This window comes from Sphingomonas jeddahensis (assembly GCF_001981525.1).
Classification (GTDB): Bacteria; Pseudomonadota; Alphaproteobacteria; order Sphingomonadales; family Sphingomonadaceae; genus Sphingomonas; species Sphingomonas jeddahensis.
In genome coordinates, this window is sequence record NZ_MPSB01000002.1 from 1 (window position 1) to 12,204 (window position 12,204).

Sequence of the window (12,204 nt, forward strand, 5' to 3'; positions counted from 1 at the left end):
CCTCACCCCGGCCCTGAGCCGGGGTCCCGCTGCCTCGCCCCGCCGCTAAAACAAGAAGCGCGACACCGGATCAAGCCCGGAGTGACGAAGGCCCAAGCCCCCCTGTCCTACACGCCCCCGTTCGCGGTACGTTCCACGCCATGCAGCAGTGGATCCCCGCCCTACCGGCACCCGAGCCCCAGCCCGCCCCATCCGCGGATCCGCTCGCCTTCACCCCCGTCCCCCGCAAATACCGCTACGACGGCTGGACGGCGGAGCGGCAGCGCGCCTTCATCGCCGCGCTGGCCGAAACCGGCTCGGTCACCGCCGCCGCACGCCGCATCAACATGAGGACGGTCGGCGCCTATTACCTCCGCCGCCAGCCGGGCGCAGACAGCTTCCGCGCCGCCTGGGAAGCCGCACTCGCCAGCGGCGTCCAGCGCCTCACCGACATCGCCTTCGAGCGCGCGATCGAAGGCGTCCCCGTCCCCGTCTTCCACAAGGGCGAGCAGGTCGGCGAGCGCCGCTGGTACAATGATCGCCTGCTGATGTTCGTGCTCAAGCACCATCAGCCCGAGCGCTACGGCAAGCCCGCCGCGCTCCCACCCGGCACCAAGCATCCCGACACGCTCGCGCGCGAGGCCGCGCAGGACGGCTGCCCCGCCTGCCGCGAGCGCGCGAAGGAGGATGCCGAAAAGGCCAGGGTCGCCGCCGAGCAGGCGAAGCTGGACAACAACAAGTGGCTCGAAAACATGGTCAGCACCTATTATTACAAGGTGCTGGCCGAACGCTGCGCCCGCCGCGAGGGCGACATCGTCGCCTCCGACCTCTACCTGCGCCAGCTCTGCTATTTCGAGCTGATCCAAAACTGCGGCATGCGGCAGGACCTCATTCCCCTGTACTGGCCGGACGAGGACGGTGCGCTGCCGATCCACGCCATGGAGGTAGAGCCCGGCCCGCTCAGCGAGATGCTCGACAGGTTGCGCCGCCAGGCCTGGAAAGCCGCCGGCGAGCGCCCCGGCCCAGCGCGCGACGTACACCCGACCTGCGCGTGGCGCGGCGAGGTGTTCCGCGGCGACACGGCCAGGGAACGCGAACAGGCCCGCAAGCAGGCGCAGCGGATGATCGCCGAGGGCCAGGCCTTGTGGGAGGCGTGCGGGACGGAGGAGAGCTGGAGCCGCTTCAAGGCCGCTTCAGGGAGCTAGGCGAAGCCTAGCGACCGGCTCGGAAGCGCCGCGCGGCCGACGACCGCCCGGGCTCGCCGGGCGTGTCGATCGACGACGCGGCTTTGCCGCGGCGCGTGGAGGGATGGCACTCGGCCGAGTGCGGACTGGCTCTCAATCAGCAGGTCCTAAGTTCGAGTCCAAGTGCGTCCACCAACTTTCGCAGTAAAACGTTAAACACTTGTTTAGTAGCCAGTAATCCACCTTTTAGCGCTTATAGCTGAGCTAGTCAGCAAAGGCACCCGCGACGTGTAGAAATTCGAGTTGCTCCTGCGGAATCTCTATTCCAGGTTCGTACGACAGCAACTCAGATTCGTCTTTACGAGTAATCATCATCGCAAAGGCTGTCTGATGCAGCGTGCCATCCGGCAATATCTGGTAGGTCACGCATCCTACAAGCACCGGAAATAGAGGAAATTCATTGGTCGCGCCCTCTGCGCCAGGAATCCAAAGTCTCACATACTGCTGGTCCGGCAGTAAGAGCCTGCTTGCCGTTGTATTGACGACGCGCTTCGATTTGGCAAACGCGCCAGCGCGTTCGGGTGGGTTAACTAATCCGAGGTGAATTTCATCGACATCCGTGTAGACGTTAAGCGCAGGTGTCTTTCCGATGTTTTTGATGTGGACGCCGATCTCTAACGACAGGCCACCATGCGGTAAAAGTTTAAGTGGCCCTTCTGGAGTCACATGCACAGAAATCCACGCTCGCTCGCCCGCGACTAGCGCTTGCTGGGCTATGTCGGCGCTACGCCGGGACTCGCCAGCAGCGGCCCTTGCATATATCGCGGCGGCAACGGCCGATAACAGCGTAAGAATGCCAGTTACGGCTCCGATGCTAGCCGCAATGCCCTGCCTGTAAGCAATCGCGTTGGCCTGCGATGCAATTCGATTGGCCTGAACAGCTGGATCTTCGAAGCCGATTGGCACACTTTGTTCACCTTCGGCTAATTGACCAAGCTGGGGTTTCGTCGGCAGTGACACCCATGTCGCGCAGCCCGCCAACCAAACAAGTACGAAAGCTGCTAATGTCTTGCCAAGGTTTTTTCTGATCCAAGCCATTGCATTGACGTAGCGCCACTCATTGGTGCTCGCTAGGCTTGGATTGCCCTACATTATCGCCATTCACCTGACCGCTTTCGTGCTGCTAGAGCTGCAAACATAAGCGGGTGAGCAGTCATTCATCTCCCGTATATCGGCGCTGGCGACCTGGACATGTCACCACCAACGCGCTCGCCAGGTCGATCGTCTCCTGCTCACCGCTGTAGTCGTACGGGCCGTCCTTAGCCTCTGAAAAAATCCGCCAGTTTCGACCCAACTCATTCACAAAGTGGACAAGGTCGTCGCCTGCTTTCGAGTCGTACAGCGGCGCCCAGAGGAGAACGGCGTAAGGGTTGTCGGGGAGCTCGACGTAGTGGTTCGTCTGATAGATGAAGCCGTCGGTGCTGCTGTAGCTCTTTCCGTCCAAGATGCTGGCGATCAAACCCATCACGAAGCCCGGCGGGAGCCCGCGGAAGCCGTCGTTCACGATGATGATGATGCCGCGCCATCCCACGAGGCCGAGTTCCTGCTTCGTCTCCTTGATCTGACGGTTCGCCTTATTGATGATGCGTTGCAGCGGCGCTCTAATGATCCCTAAAAGCTCGCGCCGCAGTGGTGATCCTTGGTCGTCCGGGTCTGCTCCGACATGGCGAGCGTAAGCATCCGCCACCTTCTGACGTATACTCTCCGTATCCAAGAACTCCGTCTCAAGGACCTTCAGTTCGGCAACGACGCGTGCTTGCCGGAACAAGAAGTCAGCGTTCTTGACGCCTTGCCGCGCTATCAGCGGCGCTACCAACTCGCCGCCGCCCAAGCCCTGCACGAACTCCTGCCAGTTCGGCTCGTCGGCAACCCCTTTCCGCTGACTGTAGTCCTCGTCCTTCATCAGCCTGGTCGTCCCTTATGCTCGCAGCGCCACCACGTTTTCGCCGCTCGCCTGAGCCGCGGCAAGTCGTCCCTGCTGCTCGATCGAGTCCCGGATCTTCTGCACCTCGGGGTAGGGCCAATCGAGGCGTTTGAGGTCGAGGTAGGCCCTTGGCGGTCTTGACGCATCAGGCTGCCCAAACAACAGCCTAGCCCACCTGCATATCATGCCGCAGTCCAACACTTAATTTCGCACATTGGCATCAATCCAAGCGAAAGGAAGCTATTGCGGTCGGCAGCACGTCCATCGAATGACCGACATTGCGCGCATAGCAGCCCCGCCGCGGCAAAGCCGCGTCGTCGATCGACACGCCCGGCGGGCCCGGGCGGTCGTCGGCCGGGGATGCCGCTGGTCTTCGTCTAGCTCGGCGATCGCTTACGCGATCACCTCCCTAGCCTCAGGCGTCATCCCCCATCCTCAACGCCGCAATGAACGCCTCCTGCGGGATGCTCACCGAGCCATATTCCCGCATGCGCTTCTTGCCTTCCTTCTGCTTCTCCAGCAGCTTGCGCTTGCGCGTCGCGTCGCCGCCATAGCATTTCGCGGTCACGTCCTTGCGCAGCGCGGCGATCGTCTCGCGCGCGATCACCTTGCCGCCGATCGCTGCCTGGATCGGGATCTTGAACATGTGGCGCGGGATCAGGTCCTTCAGCCGCTCGCACATGCCGCGGCCGCGCGTCTCGGCGGTGCCGCGGTGGACGATCATGCTCAGCGCGTCGACCGCCTCGTTGTTGACCAGGATGCTCATCTTGACGAGGTCGCCCTCGCGATAGCCGATCTGGTGATAGTCGAAACTGGCATAGCCGCGGCTGATGCTCTTCAGCCGATCGTAGAAGTCGAACACCACTTCGTTGAGCGGCAGTTCGTACGTCACCTGCGCGCGCCCGCCCACATAGGTCAGGTTCTTCTGGATGCCGCGGCGGTCCTGGCACAGCTTCAGGATGCTGCCGAGATATTCGTCGGGGACGTAGATCGTCGCCTCGATCCACGGCTCGCTGATCGCCTCGATCTTGTTGGGATCGGGCATGTCGGCCGGGTTGTGCAGCTCGATCCGCCCGCCGTCATGCGTCAGGTCGATCTCGTACACCACGCTCGGCGCTGTCGTGATCAGGTCCAGATCATATTCGCGCGTCAGCCGCTCCTGGATGATCTCCAGGTGGAGCAGCCCCAGGAAGCCGCAGCGGAAGCCGAAGCCCAGCGCCGCGCTCGTCTCCATCTCGAAACTGAACGATGCGTCGTTCAGCCGCAGCTTGCTGATCGATTCGCGCAGCTTCTCGAAGTCGTTGGCGTCGACCGGGAACAGCCCGCAGAACACCACCGGCTGCACTTCCTTGAAGCCCGCGAGCGGTTCGGCCGCGGGGCGCTTGGCGTCGGTCAGCGTGTCGCCGACGCGCGCCTGCGCCACGTCCTTGATCTGCGCGGTGATGAAGCCGATCTCACCGGGGCCGAGGTCGGTCAGTTGCTCGATCTTGGGGCGGAAGCATCCGACGCGGTCGACCAGATGCTGCGTGCCGGCCTGCATGAAAGTTACCTGCTGGCCCTTCTTCAGCGTCCCGTCGATCACGCGCACCAGGATGACGACGCCGAGATACGGGTCGTACCAGCTGTCGACCAGCATCGCCTTGAGCGGCGCATTGGCGTCGCCCTTGGGCGCCGGGATCCGCTCGACCACCGCGTCGAGGATTTCCTCGATGCCGATGCCCGATTTGGCGCTGGCGAGCACCGCGCCGCTCGCGTCGAGCCCGATCACTTCCTCGATCTCGGCCTTCACCTTCTCCGGTTCGGCCGCGGGCAGGTCGATCTTGTTGATGACGGGCACGATCTCATGGTCGTGCTCGATCGACTGGTAGACGTTGGCGAGCGTCTGCGCCTCCACGCCCTGCGCCGCATCGACGACGAGCAGCGCGCCCTCGCACGCGGCCAGGCTGCGGCTCACCTCATAGGCGAAGTCGACGTGCCCCGGCGTGTCCATGAGGTTCAGGACATGGCCCTTCCACTCCAGGCGCACTGTCTGCGCCTTGATGGTGATCCCCCGCTCCTTTTCAATCTCCATGTTATCAAGGACTTGCGCCGACATCTCGCGCTCGGTCAGCCCCCCGGTGCGTTGGATCAGCCGGTCGGCCAGCGTCGACTTGCCATGGTCGATATGCGCAATGATTGAAAAGTTGCGGATCTTGGAAAGCTCAGTCGCCACGAAGTTCTGCCAGAATAAGAGAGTGCCGCGCGCGTTAGCACCACCTTCGCCACTTGCCAAAGCATCCGCACAAGGCTCCGCAAAAAGGCATGGAATAGCCTCTTGCTGCCGCCAATTTCGCTGATATAAGCCGCCGCCTGTCGCCGGTTTCGCCGCGCGGCACCCTGGTCGGGGAATAGCTCAGCCTGGTAGAGCACTGTGTTCGGGACGCAGGGGCCGGAGGTTCGAATCCTCTTTCCCCGACCAATCATTCCATGTCGAGATAATCGCCCCCCGGCGGCACAGGCCATGCGCCGGTTGCCCGCAGCGTGTCGCATCGGCATGGAGCGGCTCGGGACACAGGTCTAAACGGGTTCATGGTCGTTATCCGCCATGGCAACAGGGTGCGGGACGCGAGTGCACGGACGGGGAACGAACAAGGGGCGCACACGCAGCCGACGCATCGCGCTGGGCATCACCGCTGCCGCGGCGCTCGCCGGCGTCAGCTTGTTTGCAACTGCCGCGGAGCAGGAGGAGGTTCAAGGAGGCAGGATCGCCACCTCCCAATTGTTGCCCGACGCTGTTCGCCCCCCGCCCCCGCGTGTCGATTATCAGCGCCTGAACGAACGTATTGCCCGCCTGATGCAGGAACCCGACATGGTGGGTCTTGCGGTCGGCACGATCGAGCGCGGTCATGTTCGCTTTCTGCGCGGCTATGGCGAGACACTTTCCGGATCGGGCGATCCTGTCACGCCCTCCACCGTGTTCCGCTGGGCATCGGTGTCAAAAGGCATAGCGTCGGCGCTGGTTACCAAGCTTGCCGAGGATGGCCGGCTGTCGCTGGAGGCGCCGTTGATGACGATGCGCACCTCACTGACACTGCCAGGAGATGCGCGGCGCGTCACGGTCGCCAACCTCCTCGCTCATCAGGTTGGTCTGGTCAGTAACGCATGGGACAAGCGGCTCGAGGCCGGCGAAGATCCCCGCCACTTGCGTTCAACACTTGGCACGTTGCCCCCCCTCTGCCCGCCAGGCACCTGTTACGCCTACCAGAACATCGCCTATGATGCCGCAGCGGAGATCGTTGCCGGCGTCACCGGTCAGGATTACGCGGCCGTCGCCCAGGCCCGCTTGTTCACCCCGTTGGGAATGGCCGACAGCAGTATCGGCCGCGCAGGATTGCAGGCGGCGCCAAGCTGGGCGCGACCGCATCATCTGGCGAAGGTGCCAGCGACCGTAAACGACAGCTATTACCGCATCCCCGCAGCAGGCGGTGTGAACTCCTCTATTCGAGATCTGGTGCGCTGGATGAATGCGCAGATGGGCGGCGCCCCCACTACCCTCTCACCAATAGCGCTGGACGCCATGCATCGCCCCAGAGTGCCCACGCCGCCGCGCGGAAGACGTGGGCCGATGGATCGTGCGCTGACCAACGCATCCTACGGCCTGGGATGGCGAAGCTTCGACTATGCAGGCCACCATCTGGTCGGTCACCGCGGCTCAGTCGATGGATATGGCTCGCTTGTCTTGTTCGATCCGGCGGACAAGAGCGGCATCGCGCTGTTATGGAACAGCAACCGGCATACGGCCGCGCGGCTCCAGCTTGAGTTCTTCGACATGCTGTACGGGCTGCCTGCAACCGATTGGCTCGATCTTCCCGCCCCTTCATCCCAGCGTTCTGCCGTCGGGGCGAGAGGCACTCACGGGTAACACATCGTTGGCAACGCCTTCACGTCCAGTAGAGAATGCGCGCGGCCGGCAAACGATCGGCGATCTGATGCTCGAAGAAGCGTCGTAACATGCGCATGGTCGCCGCATCATAGACCTGTTTTTCAGTGCCGAACTTCGTGCGCTTGGTAGTGCGAAGCGCACCACTCATGTCGAGAGCGGAGCCGGGATACCAGCTGTCGAGCACGGCCTTAGAACCGGCCGTAAAGCGATGGGTGATCAACTCCACGGTGAGATCAAGCGCTGGCACATCGTTGAGTGCGGCGGCGGCGTCCTCGATCAACGCGGCATAGGCAGCTTCCCAACCTTCGGCGGCGATGATCGGCGCAATGGTGAGCCCCACCGGATAGCCCGCGATAGCCATTCGCCTCAGCGCCGACAGGCGGGCTGCCACCGGAGACGTCCCGCCTTCGAACCGAGCGAACATCGGCGGATTGACCGACGCGCGCATACGCGTACGCTCGGCATGATCGATCCCGATCAACGGTTCGACGTCTGCGAATTTGCTGGTGAAGCGCAATTGCGCATTCGCCTGCCACTGCCCAAACCAAGTGATTGTCGCCGACAACGAGCCGGTAAGCGGCTCCAGCGCAAGAGGATCCGTGTAGCACGACGCTTCAAAGGTCGTCCCTTCGTGCATTCGCCCCGCCTGCCGCGAGGTTATCGTGCCCTGCCCGATATAGGCCGGCAGGCCATTCAGAATCTCGTCGAGGTTAGCGTACACTCGCGTAATCGGCGGGCCTTTGAGCGAGCCGGCGAGATAGCAATAGCTGCAATGCGCCGGGCAGCCTTCGGCAAGGTCGACGCGCCAATCAGCGCTGGGTGCGATTGGCTGTAACCGGCGCTTCGACGGTGGCGCGACCACGACGGCCAGTGTTGCTTTGGCATCCGCATAAGCACGCCGAGGATCCTCCGGCGCGGGTAGCGACAGCCGGTCACCCGGCAGTTCGATGATCTCCGCACCCAGCCGAGACGCACGGTCCAGTATCGCCCGGCCATGCCCCCAGTCGCGTGCCGAGCGTGTAACAAGCACCCGGCGCGGCAGCCAAGGCTTTGCAGTGACTGCTTGCGGATCAAGCCTCGGCATCGCAGCCGAACGGCCGAGGCGCAGAGATTGTTCAGATCAGCACGTCTGTCGCCAATTCAGACGGCAACCGCTGTCGATACTCGCCCATCATGCCCGAAGATCCGCAGGTACCGCTCGATCTCCATCGGTTGACCCGTCGCCTTGTGGGGGTTGTCGGACAACTTCACGGCCGGACGTCCGTTGGCGCTGGTGACCTTGGCGACAAGCGAGATCGGCTCCAGCCCGTCCCCACCCGCCGGATCGCAGCCGCGGAAATCGTTGGTGAGATTGGTTCCCCAGCCGAAGCTCATCCGAACTCTACCTTGGAAATGCCGATAGGTAGCCTCGATGCTGTCCACATCCATCCCGTCGGAGAAGATCAGCAGCTTTTCGCCCGTGTCGCGCCCGTGCGCCTGCCACCAGTCGATGATCTGCTCGCCGCCCGCAATGGGCGGCATCGAGTCAGGCCGGAATCCCGTCCAATCGGCAAGCCAGTCGGGGGCGCCTCGCAGGAAGGCAGTCGTGCCGAACGCGTCCGGGAGGGCGATCAGCAAATTGCCGTCATAATGCCCACTCCATTCCTCCAGCACGCGGTATGGCGCAGCCGCTACGCCGGCATCATCATCGGCGAGCGCGGCCAGTACCATGGGCAATTCGTGCGCGTTGGTGCCGATCGCCTCCAGATCATTGTCCATCGCGAGCAGCACATTTGAACTGCCGATGAAGCGATCACCCAGTCCTTCCTTCAGCGCCTCTACGCACCAGCGCTGCCACAGAAAACCGTGGCGCCGGCGTGTGCCGAAGTCCGAAATCCTGAGGTCCGGAATATGGCGTAGCCGCTCGACCTTTTCCCAAAGCTTGGCCTTTGCGCGCGCATAAAGAACGTCGAGTTCGAATCTCCCCTTGTTCTTGAGGGCAGCGCGCGAGCGGAGTTCATTGACGATCGCCAGCGCCGGGATCTCCCACATAGTGGTGTTCGTCCAAAGCCCATGGAAGTGCAACTCAAACTGGCCATCGACCTCGCGCAGATCATACTCGGGGAGTCGGAAGTCAGTGAGCCATGCTATGAACTCTGGCGCAAACATCCGCCGCTTTCCATAGAAGCTGTTTCCGGCAAGCCAGATCAGTTCCTTCTTAGAAAATCGCACCGTTCGGGCGTGATCTAGTTGCTCGCGAAGCTCATCCTCATCGATGACTTCGGCTAAGCGCACCGACCTGCTCCGATTGATTAAGGAAAAGGTCGCGGTTACGTCGGGATGCTGATGCCATATCAGTTGCAGCATCAGCAGTTTGTAGAAGTCGGTGTCCAGCAGGCTACGCACCACCGGATCGAGCCGCCAGCCATGATTGTAAACGCGTGTGGCGATGTCGGGAACAGGCATGATCGGTTCAAACACCGGCACAGAAGCAAAGTGTCCACCGAAAGGCGCATCGGTCAGGTCGTCAGCGGGCGGCAGCAATCAAGAATACCCGCGCATCCGATCATTCAATCGCTGACGCCGAGCACGTACCAACTCAGGAGCGGGGCCGCCGCATGTGCCGCCCCGCTCCGGTGAGGCTCAGAACCGCACGCGCCCCGTCACACCATATAGCCGCGGCTGGCCCAGGAACGCGCCATAGGTTCCCGATTGCAGCGGCTGATCGACGATCACCTGGTAGTAATCAGAGTTGGTCAGGTTCTGCGCCCAGACCTCCAGCGTCCATGCCTCGTTCGCCGGCTCGATCCCGATCCGGGTGTTGAGCACCGCGAACGGCTGCTGCACCTTGAGCGGATCGAGGTTGGATCCGGTATTGTAGCTCGATGACCATTTCAGTGACGCGGACGCCAGGAAGTTGAAGTCGTCGTTGATCGGCTGCTTGGACGTGAACCCGCCCGTTACGTTCCACTTCGCCGCATAAGGCAGCTGGTTGCCCGACAGGCGCGTCAGGTTCGGCAGCGGCGGCGGGAAATCGCCGAACCTGGTGTCGGCATAGGTCGCGCCGGCGTTCAGCGTCAGCCCCTGGATGCCGGTGTTGAACAGGAAGTCGACGTCCACGCCCTTCGACGTCACCTTGGGGATCGACGTCACCACGAAGCTGACGCCGGTGTAGGTGTTCAGCTGGAACCCTTCATAGGTCTGGTAGAAGCCGGCGATGTTCGCCAGCAGCCGCCGGTTCAGAAGCGTCGCCTTGGCGCCGATCTCGTAGCTTTCCACCGTCTCGGTTGCGAAGCTCGTATCCGGGTTGATCACCCCCGGCGCCAGCCTCGCGCGATCGAGATTGAAGCCGCCCGATTTGAACCCATTCGCGTAGGAGCCATAGGCCATCAACGCCGGCGAGAAGCGATATTGCACCTTCGCCGATCCCGCCCAGCGGTTCTCCGGCCGCCGCTGCCGCGTCGTCACATCGTTGAACGCTGGGTCCGCCGTCGGCGAGCAGAGCGCGCTCAGCGCCGCGCCAGTCAGGTTGCGCGCGATCGCTGCGGCGCAGGCATTGCCGGGCGCGCTGTTCTGGTACAGCGAGGTCACCCGCTTCACCTCGTCGGTGTAGCGCAGCCCCAGCGTCAGATCGAGGCCCTCGGCCAGCGTCAGCGTATGATCGGTGAAGATCGCCAGCGACGATGCGCGGTGCCGGTGATAATCGTTCTGCCCGTTATTCGGCAGGAAGTTGCTCCCCACCGGCAGCCCCGTCAGCGCCGACACCGCGTTGGGATTGCGCCCGCCCGACAGCAACAACCCGAAATAGGGTTCGAAGGCCGTCCCAAAATTGGTGTTCTGCCGGCTCTCCAGCCGTTCGTCCGCATAGAAGATGCCGAGGATCGAGTTCAGCCGCTCGCTATTGTACGCCAGCCGTACTTCCTGCGAGAACACCTTGAACTGGTTCGTGTTGCCGTCCGAATTGCGATACCAGATGTCGGCCGACGAATAATCCACATCCACGCCGCTGTTCGACTTATAATAGCGATAGGCGCTGATCGACGTCAGGTTGAACGCCTCGCCCAGCTCCCAATCGATCTGTGCCGAGACGCCGCGGTCGCGGATGCGGAAATCGGTCGGACGGTTGGCATAGGTCACGCGGTCGAACGGCTTGCCGTTGCGCAGCGTCCCCTCGTCAGCCGCCAGCGCATCGACCAAGGCACCGGTCGGCCCCGGGATGCTCGGTGCGTTGACGCAGCAATCCTCGTCACGCTCGGACCAGTCCCCGATCAAGCGAACGTCGATGGTATCGGTCGGCCGGACGAGGAGCTGCGCGCGCACCGTCCAGTTGTTCTCATTGTCCGCACGGTCGCTGGTGCGCGGCCCAGCGCCGGTGCGCACTTTCCAGAAGCCGTCGCGCTCGCGCTTCAACGCGAAGATCCGCCCCGCCACCGTATCGCCGATCAGCCCGCCGGTTGCCGCGCCCGACACCGTCCAGGCGTTGTAGTTGCCGTAGCTGCCGACGAACTCGGCTGACGGATTGAAGCTTGGCGCCGCGGTGACGACGTTGATCACGCCCGCCGACATATTCTTGCCGAACAAGGTCGATTGCGGCCCCTTCAGCACCTCGACTCGCTCCAGCTCACCCAGATCACCGAACGCCACACCGCTTCGTGCGCGATATACGCCGTCGACGATCGTCCCGACTGAGCTCTCCAGCCCCGGATTATCACCCACCGTGCCGACGCCACGGATACGAATCGATGTCTGTGCTGGGCTGGTTGAGGAGGTGACGTTGAGGCCGGGCGTGATCGTCTGCAAATCCTTGATGTCGCGGACGCCGGCATCCTCCAATTGCTGCTGGCTCAGCACCGACACCACGATCGGCACATCCTGCAACCTTTGCTCGCGCTTCTGCGCGGTCACGATGATCTCGCCGACTTCGCTGCCGCTTTGAGCACCTCGCGTATCGGCGGCCGCGGCCGGAGTGCCCGGTTCTGCGGCACTATCAACCCCCTGATCCGCCGCGCCGGACGGGGTCGCCGAGGCCGCGTCCTGGGCGGCCGCGGTTTGAGCGGCAAGACTGGCCACGGCCAGCGCGAGTACGGACGCAGTGATACGCATCGTTCTTCCTCTCCCATTCCCTGATCGGACGCTTGCCGCGCCTCTGTTTTTCC

Annotated in this window: 8 protein-coding genes and 1 tRNA gene; 3 read left to right on the forward strand and 6 right to left on the reverse strand. The window is 63.0% G+C overall.

The window, feature by feature from the left end; genetic code table 11:
- The first annotated feature begins 140 nt into the window (after positions 1–140).
- Positions 141–1,184, forward strand: a complete 1,044-nt coding sequence (locus tag SPHI_RS02060) for a hypothetical protein (RefSeq protein ID WP_076743251.1) — start codon at positions 141–143, stop codon at positions 1,182–1,184.
- Positions 1,185–1,427: 243 nt separating this feature from the next.
- Here the strand turns inward: SPHI_RS02060 and SPHI_RS14820 are convergent, their stop codons facing one another.
- The 3 genes from SPHI_RS14820 to lepA form a co-directional block, all read right to left on the reverse strand.
- Complete coding sequence (locus SPHI_RS14820) at positions 1,428–2,261, reverse strand: hypothetical protein (RefSeq protein ID WP_144036139.1); 834 nt, start codon at positions 2,259–2,261, stop codon at positions 1,428–1,430.
- Positions 2,262–2,376: 115 nt separating this feature from the next.
- Positions 2,377–3,126: a hypothetical protein gene (locus SPHI_RS02065; protein WP_076743252.1), complete on the reverse strand. Its 750-nt coding sequence runs from the start codon at positions 3,124–3,126 to the stop codon at positions 2,377–2,379.
- A gap of 436 nt (positions 3,127–3,562) precedes the next feature.
- Positions 3,563–5,359: a translation elongation factor 4 gene (lepA, locus tag SPHI_RS02075; RefSeq protein WP_076743254.1), complete on the reverse strand. Its 1,797-nt coding sequence runs from the start codon at positions 5,357–5,359 to the stop codon at positions 3,563–3,565.
- A 169-nt stretch (positions 5,360–5,528) separates the two neighbouring features.
- Between lepA and SPHI_RS02080 the strand changes: the two genes are divergently transcribed.
- Together SPHI_RS02080 and SPHI_RS02085 are read left to right on the forward strand one after the other, a co-directional pair.
- A tRNA-Pro gene (locus tag SPHI_RS02080) sits at positions 5,529–5,605 on the forward strand.
- A gap of 126 nt (positions 5,606–5,731) precedes the next feature.
- Positions 5,732–7,048, forward strand: coding sequence for a serine hydrolase domain-containing protein (locus SPHI_RS02085; protein WP_083719635.1), 1,317 nt, complete (start codon positions 5,732–5,734; stop codon positions 7,046–7,048).
- A 19-nt stretch (positions 7,049–7,067) separates the two neighbouring features.
- On the opposite strand, the gene SPHI_RS02090 is transcribed toward SPHI_RS02085, so the two are convergent.
- The 3 genes from SPHI_RS02090 to SPHI_RS02100 all read right to left on the reverse strand — a co-directional run bounded on the left by SPHI_RS02090 (position 7,068) and on the right by SPHI_RS02100 (position 12,151).
- Complete coding sequence (locus SPHI_RS02090; RefSeq protein ID WP_233130611.1) at positions 7,068–8,099, reverse strand: SPL family radical SAM protein; 1,032 nt, start codon at positions 8,097–8,099, stop codon at positions 7,068–7,070.
- Between the two features lie 110 nt (positions 8,100–8,209).
- The gene (gene pncB / locus SPHI_RS02095) at positions 8,210–9,514 is read right to left on the reverse strand and encodes a nicotinate phosphoribosyltransferase (protein ID WP_076743569.1); all 1,305 of its coding nucleotides are present in this window, start codon (positions 9,512–9,514) and stop codon (positions 8,210–8,212) included.
- 177 nt (positions 9,515–9,691) lie between these two features.
- The gene (locus tag SPHI_RS02100; RefSeq protein WP_076743257.1) at positions 9,692–12,151 is read right to left on the reverse strand and encodes a TonB-dependent receptor; all 2,460 of its coding nucleotides are present in this window, start codon (positions 12,149–12,151) and stop codon (positions 9,692–9,694) included.
- Positions 12,152–12,204: the final 53 nt, after the last annotated feature.

Coding starts and splice junctions, on each gene's coding strand:
- SPHI_RS02060 (WP_076743251.1), top strand. CDS start 141: ATGCAGCAGTGGATCCCCGCCCTACCGGCACCCGAGCCCCAGCCCGCC.
- SPHI_RS14820 (WP_144036139.1), bottom strand. CDS start 2,261: ATGGCTTGGATCAGAAAAAACCTTGGCAAGACATTAGCAGCTTTCGTA.
- SPHI_RS02065 (WP_076743252.1), bottom strand. CDS start 3,126: ATGAAGGACGAGGACTACAGTCAGCGGAAAGGGGTTGCCGACGAGCCG.
- SPHI_RS02085 (WP_083719635.1), top strand. CDS start 5,732: ATGGCAACAGGGTGCGGGACGCGAGTGCACGGACGGGGAACGAACAAG.
- pncB (WP_076743569.1), bottom strand. CDS start 9,514: ATGCCTGTTCCCGACATCGCCACACGCGTTTACAATCATGGCTGGCGG.
- SPHI_RS02100 (WP_076743257.1), bottom strand. CDS start 12,151: ATGCGTATCACTGCGTCCGTACTCGCGCTGGCCGTGGCCAGTCTTGCC.